This is a genomic window from Pedococcus ginsenosidimutans, from assembly GCF_039544395.1.
GTDB lineage: Bacteria > Actinomycetota > Actinomycetes > Actinomycetales > Dermatophilaceae > Pedococcus > Pedococcus ginsenosidimutans.
Genome location: NZ_BAABLO010000011.1, coordinates 647710 through 661912, shown reverse-complemented (window position 1 = coordinate 661912; position 14203 = coordinate 647710). Strand labels below are relative to the sequence as shown.

16 protein-coding genes, 1 tRNA gene and 1 pseudogene are annotated in these 14203 nt (G+C 71.8%); 7 read left to right on the top strand and 11 right to left on the bottom strand.

The window, feature by feature from the left end; genetic code table 11:
* Nucleotides 1–98: 98 nt before the first annotated feature.
* Nucleotides 99–638 (bottom strand): hypothetical protein, encoded by a 540-nt coding sequence (locus ABEA42_RS14050; protein WP_345504249.1) that lies wholly within the window; start codon nucleotides 636–638, stop codon nucleotides 99–101.
* An 85-nt stretch (nucleotides 639–723) separates the two neighbouring features.
* Here ABEA42_RS14050 and ABEA42_RS14045 point away from each other — a divergent pair, with 85 nt between their 5' ends.
* Complete coding sequence (locus ABEA42_RS14045) at nucleotides 724–951, top strand: hypothetical protein (protein WP_345504247.1); 228 nt, start codon at nucleotides 724–726, stop codon at nucleotides 949–951.
* Between the two features lie 11 nt (nucleotides 952–962).
* Here the strand turns inward: ABEA42_RS14045 and ABEA42_RS14040 are convergent, their stop codons facing one another.
* Both ABEA42_RS14040 and ABEA42_RS14035 read right to left on the bottom strand, forming a co-directional pair.
* Nucleotides 963–1832, bottom strand: a complete 870-nt coding sequence (locus ABEA42_RS14040) for an alpha/beta fold hydrolase (protein ID WP_345504245.1) — start codon at nucleotides 1830–1832, stop codon at nucleotides 963–965.
* Between the two features lie 116 nt (nucleotides 1833–1948).
* Nucleotides 1949–2416, bottom strand: a pseudogene (locus tag ABEA42_RS14035) (MarR family winged helix-turn-helix transcriptional regulator); the annotation flags it as partial.
* 70 nt (nucleotides 2417–2486) lie between these two features.
* Between ABEA42_RS14035 and ABEA42_RS14030 the strand changes: the two are divergent.
* Both ABEA42_RS14030 and ABEA42_RS14025 read left to right on the top strand, forming a co-directional pair.
* Nucleotides 2487–2690, top strand: coding sequence for a hypothetical protein (locus ABEA42_RS14030; RefSeq protein WP_345504243.1), 204 nt, complete (start codon nucleotides 2487–2489; stop codon nucleotides 2688–2690).
* Between the two features lie 80 nt (nucleotides 2691–2770).
* Nucleotides 2771–3403 (top strand): hypothetical protein, encoded by a 633-nt coding sequence (locus ABEA42_RS14025; RefSeq protein WP_345504241.1) that lies wholly within the window; start codon nucleotides 2771–2773, stop codon nucleotides 3401–3403.
* A gap of 23 nt (nucleotides 3404–3426) precedes the next feature.
* Here ABEA42_RS14025 and ABEA42_RS14020 read toward each other — a convergent pair whose 3' ends face one another.
* The 8 genes from ABEA42_RS14020 to ABEA42_RS13985 form a co-directional block, all read right to left on the bottom strand.
* A complete protein-coding gene (locus tag ABEA42_RS14020) occupies nucleotides 3427–4776 on the bottom strand; it encodes a multicopper oxidase domain-containing protein (protein WP_345504239.1) in 1350 nt (449 codons plus the stop codon).
* A 211-nt stretch (nucleotides 4777–4987) separates the two neighbouring features.
* Complete coding sequence (locus ABEA42_RS14015; protein WP_345504237.1) at nucleotides 4988–5239, bottom strand: hypothetical protein; 252 nt, start codon at nucleotides 5237–5239, stop codon at nucleotides 4988–4990.
* Nucleotides 5240–5298: 59 nt separating this feature from the next.
* Nucleotides 5299–5538 carry a hypothetical protein gene (locus ABEA42_RS14010; protein ID WP_345504235.1) on the bottom strand — a complete coding sequence of 80 codons (240 nt, stop codon included), beginning with the start codon at nucleotides 5536–5538 and terminating at the stop codon, nucleotides 5299–5301.
* A 40-nt stretch (nucleotides 5539–5578) separates the two neighbouring features.
* A complete protein-coding gene (locus ABEA42_RS14005) occupies nucleotides 5579–6148 on the bottom strand; it encodes a GNAT family N-acetyltransferase (RefSeq protein WP_345504233.1) in 570 nt (189 codons plus the stop codon).
* 88 nt (nucleotides 6149–6236) lie between these two features.
* The gene (locus ABEA42_RS14000; RefSeq protein WP_345504231.1) at nucleotides 6237–6455 is read right to left on the bottom strand and encodes a hypothetical protein; all 219 of its coding nucleotides are present in this window, start codon (nucleotides 6453–6455) and stop codon (nucleotides 6237–6239) included.
* A 195-nt stretch (nucleotides 6456–6650) separates the two neighbouring features.
* Nucleotides 6651–6723, bottom strand: a tRNA-Arg gene (locus tag ABEA42_RS13995).
* Between the two features lie 177 nt (nucleotides 6724–6900).
* Nucleotides 6901–8121 (bottom strand): ROK family transcriptional regulator, encoded by a 1221-nt coding sequence (locus tag ABEA42_RS13990; protein ID WP_345504229.1) that lies wholly within the window; start codon nucleotides 8119–8121, stop codon nucleotides 6901–6903.
* Nucleotides 8118–10049 carry a CBM35 domain-containing protein gene (locus ABEA42_RS13985; RefSeq protein WP_345504227.1) on the bottom strand — a complete coding sequence of 644 codons (1932 nt, stop codon included), beginning with the start codon at nucleotides 10047–10049 and terminating at the stop codon, nucleotides 8118–8120. The genes ABEA42_RS13990 and ABEA42_RS13985 overlap by 4 nt, the downstream gene beginning before the upstream one ends.
* Nucleotides 10050–10307: 258 nt before the next feature.
* Here ABEA42_RS13985 and ABEA42_RS13980 point away from each other — a divergent pair, with 258 nt between their 5' ends.
* The 4 genes from ABEA42_RS13980 to ABEA42_RS13965 all read left to right on the top strand — a co-directional run bounded on the left by ABEA42_RS13980 (nucleotide 10308) and on the right by ABEA42_RS13965 (nucleotide 14201).
* Nucleotides 10308–10676, top strand: a complete 369-nt coding sequence (locus ABEA42_RS13980; protein ID WP_345504225.1) for a hypothetical protein — start codon at nucleotides 10308–10310, stop codon at nucleotides 10674–10676.
* Nucleotides 10677–10888: 212 nt separating this feature from the next.
* Nucleotides 10889–11788, top strand: coding sequence for a universal stress protein (locus ABEA42_RS13975; RefSeq protein ID WP_345504223.1), 900 nt, complete (start codon nucleotides 10889–10891; stop codon nucleotides 11786–11788).
* 250 nt (nucleotides 11789–12038) lie between these two features.
* A complete protein-coding gene (locus tag ABEA42_RS13970) occupies nucleotides 12039–12797 on the top strand; it encodes a matrixin family metalloprotease (protein ID WP_345504221.1) in 759 nt (252 codons plus the stop codon).
* A gap of 84 nt (nucleotides 12798–12881) precedes the next feature.
* Nucleotides 12882–14201 (top strand): MFS transporter, encoded by a 1320-nt coding sequence (locus ABEA42_RS13965; protein ID WP_345504219.1) that lies wholly within the window; start codon nucleotides 12882–12884, stop codon nucleotides 14199–14201.
* Nucleotides 14202–14203 lie beyond the last annotated feature (2 nt).

The window sequence follows — 14203 nt, the reverse complement described above, 5'->3', positions numbered from 1 at the left end:
TCGAACGATGCTCCCGCCGCAACCGAGCGGCAATGACCCGACCGGGCCATCACGACACGCGTTTCGGCGGAGTCCTATGCACGTAGGCGACCAGGAGGTCAGCGCACGAGCGAGCAGTCGACGGGCACGGTCGCCTGGGCGTAGGCGACGACGACGGCGACGGTCGTGGCGAGGGCGGCGACGGTGGCGGTCAGGGCGACCACCTGGGCGCACGCGACGACGACGTGCTGCCGGTAGGCGAGGGGCTCGCCGCGGCGGAGGGTGCGGGACCGCCACCTCGCGACGGCCACCAGCGGCGCGAGGGCGAGCACGAGGACGACGGACTCCGCGGCATACCCGGTCCGGAAGCCGGGCGCGACGGTGGCCACCCCGATCACGAGCAGCAACCCCACGAGCACGAGCGCGAGGATCTGGGGCAGGCGTGCCCACCAGCGGCGGAAGGTGGTGTCGCGCCTCGCCGTCGCCCTCGGTGGGGACGACCGAGCCACCAGCGCCGCCGACAGCATCGCCGCTGCGACGGTGGTGGTCCCGGCGATCAGCCCCCAGCCGAGCCACTCCTGCGGCGCGCTCGACTCGTAGCACGTGCCGTCCGTCGGGACGGTGGCGAGCGCGTCGAGCATGGCGCCGAGCTGGGTCATGGCGGGTCCTCGCAGGGGTCCGGCCTCGCGTGGCCGGGGTGGGGGGCGTGGTCACGACGCTACTGCCGCGCGGCACACTGTCTCCATGCGGAGCGCGTGGCAGTTCAGTGCGATCTGCTACGGCATCGCCCTCGTCGTGTGGTTCGTCCAGCGCCTGCGTCGCTGGAGGCCACGTGTGTATGCCGAGGCGCCCCTACGATGGAAGGTCGCCAACTTCCACCTCATGTCCTACGGGGTCCTCGACGCCATCCTCGTCGTCGGGTTCCTCATCAGCCTGTTCAACGCCACGCTGCTGTTCAACGCCGAGGGCTGAGGGTTCGCCGGTCAGCGGCCGACGTCGAGCACCTCACGCAGCCTGGCCGCGAACGCCTCGGGCTGGCCGCCGTACCCGCCCTCGCTGCTGATGAACCCACCGTGGTTGCTCGGGAAGACCACGACCTCCTGGCCGAGCAGTGCGGCGACGGCCCCGGTCGTGCGCCACGTCAGGGTGTCCTCCGACTCGATTCCCGCGGCGAGCACGACCTCGGTCGGGGCCGCGCGGAGGGCGTCCACGTCGGGCCTGAAGGCGGTGATGGCGTCGGAGACCCCCGACAGCAACGGGTCGCCGCGCGAGCCGTCGTCCGGCATCGTCATGCCGAACACCGCCGGGTCGGGCGCCGGGGCTGACGCGAACTCGGCGCTGATCTCTCCCTGGATCGAGGTCATGGCGATGAAGTGCGCCATCCCGGCCGCCCAACCGCGGGAGGCGTAGGTGGCGTGCACCGCGCGTTCGGCCGCGAAGGCCGCCTCGGCGTCGGGAAGCACTGCGAGACAGGGCGGCTCGTGGGCGACTAGCAGCGTCACGTCCTCCGGGTGGGAGGCGACGAGGGCGAGGGCGCTGACGGCACCACCGCTGCTCGCGAACACCTCCACCGGACCGGCACCGAGGGCCTCGATGATCCTGTGCTGGTCTGCGGCGTTCAGCTCGGGCGACAGCCGGTCGCTGCCGTCGGTGCGGACGCTGCGGCCGAGGCCGCGCACGTCGTAGGTGACGACGGTGCGGTCGGACATCAGGGAGGCGAGGGTGGCGAAGCCGTCCGCACCCATGGGGGAGCCCACCATGAACAGCGGGGGACGGCCGTCGGCGGTCGGCAGGAGACCTCGGACGTCATAGGTGAGCGTTCCGTCGGGCGTCTGCAGGGTGTGCGTCGTCATGGGCGTTGAGACCGCCTCCGGCTCGGGAAGTCATCGGTGGCGCTCGACTCGTCGGCCTCAGTGGTTCCGTCGTCTCCGCGAACACCGTCGCCAGGACGAGCGCCGTCGCCTCCACGGGCTGCGTCGATGAGCCGGTTCAGGCCGTCGCGCAGCCCCTCGAGCTCGGTGAGGCTCATGCCGAGCCGCTCCATGATCGCCGGCGGGATCTTCTCGGCCCTGGCCCGGGCGCGTCGGCCCTTGGCGGTGAGCGAGATGGCCAGTGCCCGGTCGTCGAGGGGGTCGCGGGTGCGGGTGATCATGCCACCGGCCTCGAGGCGCTTGAGCAGTGGCGACAGGGTGGCCGGCTCGAGGCTGATCCGACGGGCGAGCTCGGAGACCCGCAGCGGCTCCTCCTCCCACAGGGCCAGCATCACGAGGTACTGAGGGTGGGTCAGCCCCATGGGCTCGAGGAGCGGCCGGTAGAGGGCGATGACGTTGCGCGACGCCACGGCGAGGGCGAAGCAGACCTGCCGGTCGAGCGCGAGCAGGTCCTCGGCCCGGTCGGCGGGCTCGTCCCGGACGGCGGAGGCGGAGGAAGTGGTCACCAGGCCATCCTAGGAGTGGCGTACAGTTAGTGCACGAACCATCAGCGCACGAACTGACGAGGCGGTAGGCATGGCGCAAGGCAGGAACGAAGGGCTCTCCCTGGGCTACCGGCTGCTGTACGGGATCCGCTACCTCGGCTGGCACCTGTTCGGTCCGGCGCAGCTGACGCCCGAGGACGACCCCCACATGAAGCTCAAGCGCGAGCGCGAGGCCAGGGTCCAGGCGGCCCGCGCGTCACGCGTCGAGCGGGAGCGTCGGGCGGCCCGCGGCTGACCGACGCCGCGAGGAAGCGCCGGCGCGGCTGAGTACGCGCCCCGATGTCCCTGCGGATCCGTGGCACCCAGACTCCGCGCATGGACGAGCCGGCGCCGCTGACCACGGGTGGCCGCGTGGCGCGCGTCGTGGGGCTGGTGGCGCTCTGGACGTCCTGGCTGCTCGTGGCGACCGCATACCTCGCGCTGTCCGGAGCCGCCGGCGAGGTCGCCGCCTGGAGGTGGTCGGCGCTCGCCTACGTCCCCCTGGCGGTGCCGACCTGGTGGCTGGTGCGGCGGCTTCGGCACCGCCGACCGCTCGCCGTTGCTGCGGCGGCCGTCATCGGGCTCCTGGTCTGGGGCGTCCCGGCGCAGGCGACGCCGGGCTTCGGGCGGGTCGAGGCGTTCGCCGACGAGTTCGGCGGTCCACCCGGTGGCGAGCTGCTCGGGGAGACCGCGGAGGGCAACGACTGGTGCTTCGGCGACGGGTGCCCCACCGTCGTCCGGTACTACGCGGTGCCGTCGGCGTCGGCGACCATCGAGGCCGTCGACGCCCGGCTGGACGGCGACGGGTGGGAGCGGAGAGGCCTCGCGCACGGGCCGGCCCACTGCAAGGGAGACTTCGACGTCTCCGTCTGGAAGCCGACCGGCAGCCTGCCCCTGCCGCCGGGTGTCCGCGCGCCCGCTGCCGGGAGCGACGTCGTCGAGCTGCGGGTCGGGGCGAACTGCCTCTGACTCGGCGACGCCGCTGGCGGCTCTCAGCTCGTGACGCGGTACCTCGTCATCATGCCGGCGGTGAGGTGGTCGTTCACGTGGCAGTGGAAGAGCCAGATGCCCGGGTTGTCCGGCACCATGTCGGCGACCAGCATCGACGCGGGGAGCAGGCTGACGACGTCCATCCGTGTCCCCATCACGACCACGGTGTTGCCGTGCCAGTGCGGGGTGTGGAGGTCGACCTCCGTGCCCATCGACATGACGTACCAGCGGACGCGTTCGCCCTGGCGCAGCGTGACCATGGGCTGGTTGCCGAAGAGGTAGCCGTTGATGGAGTGCTTGAGGTTCGACTCCTCGAAGCCCTCGTCCTCGGGTGCGGGTGGGACCTTGGTGAACCGCTTGATGTTCTCGTCGAGGTAGGTGCTGCTGCCCTCGTTCATGACGGCGAAGAGCTGGAACACCTCACGGTCGACGTCCGCCGGGCTCCCGTCGGCGCGAGCCTTGCCGCGAGCGGTGACCACGAGGAAGCCCTGCAGCCCGGCGTAGGTGTCGCGGACCTCGTCGGTGTGGGAGTGGTACATCCACATCACCGAGGAGCCGTCGTGCGGGCCGGGGCCGGCACGGTCGGGCACGAGCCAGGTGTAGGTGTGCCTGCCACCCTTGGGCACGGCGTCGTCGAGAGTGTCCTTGCCGGAGGTGTTGTCCGCGTAGGGCGCTCCCTCGGAGGCCTTCTGGTAGAAGACGCCGTGCGGGTGCACGCTCGCGCCGATCGAGCAGCGGTTGAGGAAGTGGACCTTGATGGTGTCGCCCACCTCCGCCCGGATGACCGGTCCGGTGAAGCCGAGGTAGGCGTCGCCGGCCGGGCGCTCCTTCGGCTGGGTGAACGTGGAGTCGGTGTACTGGCGGTAGAGGCACTTGACGTAGGCGGACCCGATGCGCGACTTGTCCTTCTTGACCCAGGTGTCCGCGACGTCGTCGAACCGCTTGCCGGTCACGTCGTTGCGGCCGTCGGGGGCGTAGTCCCACACGACCTCCTCGGCCGCGAGGTAGTAGGTCCGGGTGACGCCCGTCGGGTGGAACGGCTCGCCCGCGACCTGGGCCCAGTACGCGTCGTCGCTGGCGCCCGGAGCCGGGGCAGCCGCGAGCTGGGTGGCGTCGTGCAGGTGGCCGGACCCGTGCGCTCCTGAGAGGTTGCCGGCTGCCCCGCCGGACGGCGCCTGGGTCCAGCTCACGCCGAGCACCAGGGCCAGCACGGGGGCAGCCACCGCGCCGGTCGCCAGCAGTGCCCGGCGCAGCGGTGCCCCCGCTGCGTGACCGAGCCCGCGGCGCCACACGGCGGCGACCGCGGTCGCGCAGGCGATGAGGACGACGGCAGCGACGAAGACGAGAACCATGAGCCCCTCCAGACCACGCCCGTGGCAAGTGCTTCCTCCGCCACGGTATTCAGCGCGCGTTCAGGATGGATCGGCCGAGGGACGTATCCGTTGTCCTCCAATGGTTCTGCATCACTTGGACCGCGCTCGGGCAGTCCCGCGGCACGGGTCGGTGCCAGCGGCCCTGGCGTTGCGGGGAGCAGGGCCTCGCGTGGGTCGCGCGAGGGCCGGACTACTGGCGGGTGCGCACCGCTTGGCGTTGAGCGCCGTGGGGGTCGATCTTCGCGAGGACCGTGTGGTTGAAGACGTAGCCGAACCACAGCCCGACGACAAGGCTGGCGACTCCCGTGAGCCAGCGGACGAAGTCGTTGTCGATGTTGCGGGCGAACGTCGTGAAGACCAGGAAGCTGCCCACGAGCAGCAGGAGGCTCACCAGCATCGACGCGAAGCGAGCCAGGAGGAAACGGCCGGTGACGGCGGGCATGTCGCGAGGGTAGGCGCAGTGCCGGGGCGGCCGGGGAGGTTTCGCGGCGTCCGCCGGCTTCATCCTTGGTGGGGCTGCTCCACATCCAGGTCCGGCTCCCGACGGACCAAGCGGTCCACCAGCCAGGAACCGACGGTCATCGCCACAAGGCCCACTGGTGCTCCCCAGCGCACGCCGGCGGCGTACGCGACGAGGAGCACGAGCGCCATGACGCTCCGGTACCGCCGGCTCTGCCGCGGGGCGGGCGTCCACCGCGCGGAGTCGTCGATCGTCCGCGGCGTCCGGAGGCGGGTTCTCACGGGGGAAGGCTAGGCGTTCAGGGAGGTCCATTGGGTGTGGTCAGGCGAAAGAGGCGCGCCACTCCTCGGCCAGCAGGGCGTAGGTGTAGCCGTCCATCCACCGCCCGGAAGGGTGCAGCGCGTCCTGAAGGGTCTGCGCCTCGCGTCGCATCCCGACCCGTTCCATCAACCGGTACGACGCGGTGTTGGCGGCGAAGCACCCCGCCACCACCCGTCGGAGGCCGAGCCCCTCGAAGCACATGCGGAGGACGGCCTCGACGGCCTCGGTCGCGTAACCCTTGCCGGTCTCGTCGGGTCGCAGGGACCAGCCGAGCTCGGCCTGGACCCCCTGCGCCTGCTCGGCCAGCGTGGCAGGCGCCCACGCGTCCTCGATCTTGACCATGAGGTCGCCGATGACGACACCTGCGCGTTCGATGACCAGGAGGACGTCGAGTCGCTCAGGAGCGGCGAACCTCGTGTGGAAGTCCTCCGGCGGCGGGCCGATCCACTCGGCCACGGGAGGGAGGCGTCGGTACGAGAGGACGGCGTCCGCGTCGTCGGTGGTGGCCCGACGCAAGGTCAACCGCTGCGTGGACAGGGGCCAGGCGATGTCGTCGAGCTGTCCGGGCATGGTTCATTGTGTCCGGCAAAGCTCCGAAGGGCGGCCTGGCGGAGATGGGGGCCCAAAGTCGGAGACGACGGACGCCTCTACGGAGCAATTATCGGTTTCTGCGTATCCGCGACCACGTGAGGCGTGCGACGTCGTGGAACAGCGCGAGGGCCGCGATGCCGGCGAGCGCTGCCGGGATGACCTTGATGGTTTCGCCGTGAAGCAAGGGCCAGGTGAGGAAGAGGATGACCCCAGCCGCAAAGAGGATCGCCCGCCACAGCGGAGGGTCCGGCAACTGACGCCATTCGTCTCGCCAGCTCTCGAACATGCATCCTCGTGGGTCTAGTTGCCGTGTGCGCGGGGCTTCGCGGCCAACATTGTGCCCGTTGCGCTACTTCGACGGCGACCACTTGCAGAGGTTGTCGGCTTCGCATCGTGCGTCCGCGGGTATGAGAACCCGATTGCAGGTTCGACGGCGGCGGCAAGCCACGGAGACTTGCTCTGACCTGCGCCAGGTTGGTTGTGCCCTCGGGCAGATTCGAACTGCCGACACCCGCTTTAGGAGAGCGGTGCTCTATCCCCTGAGCTACGAGGGCGGGGCCTGACCGACACCCCTCGCGACGAAACGTGGAACGGTGAAGGCCGTGCCCGAGAAGGGTAACGGACCAGCGGACGCCCGACGTGCAACACCCCGACGCCCGCAACGAGCGCCCCGGCACCGGGGCCACCTCGCCTAGACCAGGACCACCTCGGCTAACGCAGGACGACCTCGCCTAGAGCTGGCCGACCCCGGCTCGGATGGCGAGGCTGGCCGCGCCGCGGGTCCACAGATCCTCCTGCCCCGGGTCCGCCACGATGCGCACCTCCGAGGAGACGCCGGAGAACCCGTGGACCGCAAGGGACTCGCGCACGGCAGGCTCCATGAGGTCGAAGGCGACTGCGCTCTCGCCGGCGATGATGACCAGCTCGGGGTCGATGAGGTTGCAGAGCCCGGCGAGTCCACGTCCCAGCGCGTCGCCGGCGTCGTGGAAGGCCTTCCGGGCCCGGGCAGCGGTGACGCCACGGCCCGCGGCCGTCGTCATCGCGTCCGCCACGGACGAGCAGCCACTCAGCTCGCAGATCGCGGCGTCACCGGCCAGCGCCTCGAGGCAGCCCCTGGCCCCGCACGTGCAGAGCCGACCTTGCGGGTCGAGGGGGAGGTGCCCCAGCTCGCCCGCAATGCCACGCTCGCCGGTGTGGAGGCGGTCGCCGAGGACCAGCCCGCACCCGATACCGATCCCGAGGGTGACCACGGCCAGGGTGCTCGTGCCGCGTCCACGTCCGAACCAGTGCTCGGCCAGGGCAAGGGTGTTCACGTCGTTCTGGACGACCACCGGCAGGTCGAGCAGGTCCGCGAGCGGGGCGCGGACCGGTACGTCGCGCCATCCGAGGATCGCCGACAGCCGGCAGCTCCCCGACTCGGGCTCGACGTGTCCGCTCAGGCCGACGCCGACCCCGAGCACGTCGGTGCGGTCCCGCCCCGACGTCGAGAGCAGCTCGTCGACCACCTCGCAGATGGTCGCCAGGGCCGTCGCCGGCTCTGTCGAGACCAGGGGCGCGGCGTGGCGGGCCAGCACGGTCGCGCTGAGGTCGGTCAGCACGGCGCTGACCGCCGACGGCCCGAGCTTGACCCCGATGGCGACGTGGCGCCCGGGGTTCACCGACAACGCCTGCACCGGCCGCCCCCGGCCGGCCGTGGTCCGACCGGCCGGGGGAGGCCCGGACTCGCGCAGGTAGTCGTCGTCGATGAGCGGCCGCAGCGACCTGGTGACGGTGGAGGTGTCGAGCCCGGTCCAGGCGGCCAGCTGACCGCGGGTCACCGGACCGAACCTCAGCGCCAGCGAGAACAGCTCGGCGTGCCGCGGCTCCACGAGCCCCGCCGCCAGTCCCTGCGCCGGCGGCCCGTGCGAGGACAGCCCCGCACGCCCGCCGGGGAGTCCCCCCGAGCGCCTCATCCGAGCTGCAGCTCGAGCCAGTTGAGGTTGATGGCGCCGACGTCGCCGGCGCCCCGCCCGATGGTCACCAGGTTCAGGCCGGCCTGCAGCCTCACCGTGCCGGCGAGGTCGTCCCAGCGGTCCCAGCTCGTCGTCGACGGGAAGCTGACCTTCTGCGGTCCGTCCACGACGCTGCCGTCAGCCCGTTCGCTGGAGACCGTCATGGTGCTCGCCGAGGCCAGGCCGTTCGCGTAGCGCCAGCGCACCGAGTACCTGCCGGCGCGCGGTGCCTGCACCGCGAAGGTGACCAGCGGGTCGCCGGGGTCGCCGCCTGCCTCGAGCTTGTCGACGAAGCCGGAGCCGCCGTACCCCGCGTGGTCGTTGTTGAAGTTGGCGCCACCACCCCAGGCGGCCCACGCGGCGTGGAAGCGCGAGACCCCGCGCTGGGGGGTGATGTGGAACAGGGCGCAGGCGTGCGGGGCGAGGGTCGCCCGGGCCTCTGTGCGCAGGCCCAGGTCGCGACGCGCCCAGACGTCGCGGACCTTCGCCGACCCTGCGATGCCGAGGTCGCGGCTGAGGTGCAGCGACTTGTCCACGGTCGCGGAGTCGCCGCGGTTGAACAGCGCGACGACCCACGACCCGTCGGGCAGCTGCCCGGCCCAGCGCTCGGTGTCACGTGAGGAGGGGTCGACGGAGTACGGAGTTCCGTTGTGGTACAGAGGTTTTCCGACGAGACCCTGCTTGTGGAGGGCGAGCACCTCAGGCTGGGTGAAGACCCAGCCGCTCGAGCCGATGTCGGAGTACAGGTCGGCGATGGCGATCGGGGAGCCCGCGATCGTCATCAGCGTGACCGCGGTCTTGCGCTCCTCGTCCGACGCGAAGGTGTGCGCCCGCAGGAAGTCGCCGTCGAGGATCAGCTGCCCGCGCCCGTTGCGGTGCGACCAGCCGGTGAAGCCGCAGAATGGGTTGAACCAGTTGGGCCACGCGTTCTGCCAGTCCTGGCGTCCACCGCTCAGACGCTCCCAGCCGCCCTTGTCCGCATCGGCGTTGATCCGCACCATGTCGCCGTTGGCGAGCTCGGCGGAGGCGTTGTCGAACAGGTGCGGCATGACCAGCGACACCTCCATGGAGTCGCCGGCAGCCTCGTTCATCCAGTGCAGCGCGGTGACGTAGTTGTCCCGCCCGTGCGCGGCGTTGACGCGACCGATGTTGGCGTCCATCCCGTCCTCGTACCAGGACAGGAAGTCCACGCGCAGGAAGGGCACCCCGATCTGCTTGAAGTACTCGACGTAGCCCTGGACGTACTCGCGCGCCCCCGGCTTGGTGACGTCCACCCAGTACAGGGAGTTGCCGCCGATGTCGCGGGCGAAGAAGTCGTTCTCCGCGACGATGTCGGCGATCTTGACGTCGGGGCGTCCCACGACCGTCTTGGTGGGGTCCTCCACCGCGGCCCGGTGAACCCACAGCGGGTTGTAGTAGACGCCGAGGCTCATCTTGCGCTGGGCGAGGTAGGCGGCCCAGTACGCCCAGTCGTGGGTCCACGAGTCGTTGTAGCTCGTGATGTAGCCGTGCTCGGTGGTGCGGGACGAGCCCTCGATCCAGCCGTCCGTGCAGGCCATGTCGTACCCGCTGGGCGCGAAGTCGCTCGCCAGCCAGTCGATGTTGGCCTTCCACTCGTCCTCGGGGATCGGGGCGTTGTGGGGGAACGACCAGCCGTAGATGTTCCAGTACAGCGGCCCTGCACCGCTGCGGGTCCAGGGGCTGTTGCGGCTCGTGCGCGTCAGCGGGGCGGCGGGGAGCGACCCGCTGCCGAAGGTCGGGGACGTGGTGGCGGTGGTCGCCGCCGTCGTGGAGCGGGCTGCGGCGTAGGCCGGGTGGGCCAGCTCGAGGGCGGTGGCCAGCGAGATGAGGCCGCTGGAGGCCAGCAGTGCGCGTCGGGTGATCGCCATTGATCGTGCTCCTTCGGGGGAGGGTCCGGGAGGTCGGGTCCGGTACGTCGCCGGGCGGGCGACATGCGGCTTTTGCTCCTTTCGACCATCCTCCGCGGATTTAGATGCGTCAAGCACCAAATTCTCCGATGAGACCGGAACCGTCGCTTTGCCGTGGTTGGTGGTTGCTCTCACCCCATCGCGTCCATTTGCTGCGCTAGGGTCGGCGCGCCGCCGGCCCGGGGAGGCCGGCGCACCGACGAACCAGGGGAGACCTCGATGAAGTTCCGCAGCATGGCGACGGCAGCCGCCGCCCTCGCACTGACCGTCGCCGTGGCGCCAGCCGCGATGGCCAACAGCTTCGACGACCCCGTGGGCGGCGGTGGCCACGTCGTCTACACCGACGGCACCGACACGCTCTGCGTCTCGCTCCCGAGCAGCTCGTCGTACGACGTCCTCGACATCACCGCGGCGCCGGTGACGGCCGGTCGCGGCCCGACGCTGTCGTTCTCCGTGCACGCGGGGGGCAAGACCTGCAAGTCCCTCGCGACCGCCTACGAGGACTCGAAGTACACCTACAACGGCATCCTCGCGTACGACACCGTGTGCAGGTGCGGCACGCGCGTCGGCGGCGAGTTCTACAGCTGACGCGGCAGCGGGACCGGGGTTCGTCCCGCCCGCGACCACACGGGACCACCACAGGGACCTAGGGCCCTGACCCCCCTCCACCGGGCGTCCGACGATGGAGGCGGGCCGGTGGGTGCGGCGCTCCCTGCGCGTCGTCGCCCACCGGCTCCTCGGACCGGAGACGCCGGCTCCTCCTCGCGGAGGACAGCGCCTCCTCGGGACAGGAGGACGTCATGGACGCAGGCAGTGGCACCACCGGCCGAGGGATCGTGGTCGCCTTCGACGGGTCGCCCGGTTCGGAGGTCGCGCTCGACTGGGCGGCCGCCGCGGCGCGCCGCCAGGCCAAGCAGCTGACCGTCCTCTACTGCGTCGACATGGCCGCGGTGCCGCTCGCCCCGGTGTACTCGCCGGACGACCTGCCGCGCGAGATCCGCGAGGTCGCCCAGGCGACCCTCGACCGTGGGGTCGAGCGCGCCAAGACCTTCGCCAAGCCGCCGGGCGTCGAGGGCGCCATCGTCGTCGGCACCACGGCCGCCGAGGTCGTCCTCGCGTCCAAGGACGCCGACCTCGTCGTCATCGGCTCGCGCGGGCGCGGCCGCCTCGCCGCCGGGATCCTGGGCTCGGTGTCGTACGCCGTCGCCGCGCACGCCTTCAGCCCCGTCGTCGTGGTGCGCGGTGAGACCGTCGTCCACCCCGACGCCGGCCACCCGGTCGTCGTCGGCGTCGACGACAGCGACGCCTCGCACCGCGCCGTCGCCCGCGCCGCGGAGGTGGCCGCCGCGGCCGGTGCCCAGCTGCGCATCGTCCACGTGGGACGGCTCCGGTCCCCGGAGGGCTGGGCCTACGTCGAGGACCACGCCGCCGGCACCGCGCACTCGCACGCCGTGCGCGAGCACGCCACCACCATCCTGACCCGGGCGCGCGACCGGGTCCTGGCGACCCACCCGGAGGTCGAGATCGAGACCGAGGTCCTGTACGGCGAACCGGGCCACGTGCTCGCGCCGTACGGGGCGCGCGCGGGGCTGCTCGTGGTGGGCAGTCGTGGTCGCGGTGGCTTCGCCGGCCTCATGCTCGGCTCGGTCAGCCACACCGTGATCCACGAGGCCGGGTGCCCGGTGATGGTCGTCCGCTAGGCGCTAGGCGCTAGGCGCTAGGCGCTAGGCGCTAGGCGCTGGAGGCGGTGGCCGGGCCGGGAGCAGGGGGCGGGCGCAAAGCCACGCGCGGGATGCCACCGGTGTAACTCATTCCCATGGTGGAGACGCGCTCATCCGAACGGCCCAAATCAGCCGTATGAGGCGCGGCGTGCCCTTCCGGCGCCCTTAGCGTGACGAACGCAGGAGCAGTAACCCCCATCCGCTGCTCACTCACGAAGGACGTCCCCCAATGCGAAAGTCCCTCGCGCTCCTCACCGCTGCCCTCGCACCGCTCGGCCTCGCCTCGGCGATCGCCACCGCGGTGCCGCAAGCCGCGGTCGGCGCCACCGCGACCTACTCCCTGACCACCATGAAGCTGCCGAACGGCAGCACGGTGCCGTTGCGCTGGAACGGCTGCCAGAAGGCGATCACCTGGAAGGTGAACCTCGCCGCCGTGCCGTCCGCGCAGCGCGCGACCGTCCTCTCCGAGACCAGGACGGCCGTGGCCCGCGTGGCCGGCTCCACCGGGTTCACGTTCTCCTACAAGGGGTACACGACCGAGGTACCCACCCCCGGCTCGATGACCAAGCAGACCGCCGAGCTGGTCGTGGCCTACACGAGTCCCACCAGGACGAAGTACGACCTGTCCGGGGCGATCCTCGGCCAGGGCGGCCTCTACGGCGCCTGGGTCTCCCGCACCGCGAGCGGCCACACGAGCTACACGACCGCGGCCCTGCGCGGTTTCGTCGTCATCGACACCCCCCAGATGCTGGCGCAGACCACCGGCGGCTTCGGTGCCGGCACCAGGCGCACCAACCTGCTGATGCACGAGCTCGGCCACGCGTTCGGGCTGCAGCACGTCTCGACGACGACCCAGCAGATGTACCCCACGCTCACCAGCAGGTCTCCCAGCGGCCTCGCCTCCGGTGACCGCTACGGGCTGTACAAGGCAGGCAAGGCCTCGGGCTGCATCAACACCGCGTACATGCCGCTCGCCGACCTCAGCTGACCGCCGCACGCAAGGCCCTGACCAGCCCGGGGCCGCGCCCCGACCCGGCACGACCGGCCCACCCGGCGGACTAGCCTCTGCCGGGTGAGCAGTGTCCCCGACCCCGCCGTCCAGCGCCGCACCATCGGCACCCTCGTCGGGTCCCAGGTGCTCGGCGGCGTCGGTGTCGCCAGTGGCGTGGCCGTCGGGTCGCTGCTCGCCGAGGACGTCAGCGGCTCGGCCGACCTGGCGGGCCTCGGCGGCACGTTCCAGGTGCTCGGCGGCGCCCTCATCGCAGTGCCGATGGCGCGGCTGATGTCCCGCCGCGGACGGCGTCCGGGGCTGGTGCTGGGGTACCTCCTCGGCATCGTCGGAGCCGTCCTGCTCGTCACCGCGGGCGTGGTCCGCAACTTCCCCCTCCTCCTGCTCGGCAGCGTCCTCTTCGGCGGGGCCACCACCTCCAACAGCCAGGCCCGGTACGCCGCGGCCGACCTCGCCGAGGACCGTCACCGCGGGCGCGACCTCAGCGTCGTGGTCTGGGCGACCACCATCGGCGCGGTCCTCGGGCCCAACCTCGTCGGGCTCGCGGGGACCGTCGCCGACGCGCTGCACCTGCCCGCGCTGACCGGGGCGTTCGTCTTCTCCCTGGCCGGGTTCGTGCTCGCGACCGTGCTCATCACGCTGCGACTGCGGCCCGACCCGCTCCTGCTCTCCCGCGAACGCGCCCGGGCCGCCGCGCCGGACGTCCTCGCCGAGGCGCCCCACGGCTCGGTGGTCCGCGGCTTCCGGGTCGTCCGCGAGCGCCCGGCGGCCCTGCTCGGCCTGGTCGCGGTCGCCCTCGGGCACATGACCATGGTCAGCGTCATGGTCATGACCCCGCTGCACATGCACCACGGCGGGTCCACGCTGCGGCTGATCGGGTTGGTCATCAGCATCCACATCCTCGGTATGTACGCCCTGTCGCCGGTCGTGGGAACCGCGGTCGACCGGTTCGGCGGCCGTCCGGTGGTGGGGGTCGGCTCGGTCGTGCTCGTCGCGGCCACCCTGCTCGCGGCCCAGGCGCCCACGGGCTGGTCTCCGGGCCTGGCCCTCGGGCTGTTCCTGCTCGGTGTCGGCTGGTCGTGCACGCTTGTCAGCGGCTCCACCCTCATCGCCGGCGCCGTACCCGTCGCCGACCGCGCCGGTGCGCAGGGCGCGTCCGACCTCGTCATGGGGCTGGCCGCCGGCGGGGGAGGTGCCCTCGCGGGCCTCGTGGTGGGCACGGCGGGGTACTCCGTCCTCGGTCTGGGTGCAGCGGTCGTGGCCGCGACGATCGGCCTCACCGCCGCGTTCCTGCGAGACGCCGGTCCCGGCCCGCGAGACGGCTCCCCGCCCGCCACCCACACGCCGCCCACGCTGGACCCGGTCGACAGCCACGTTCGTTAGCC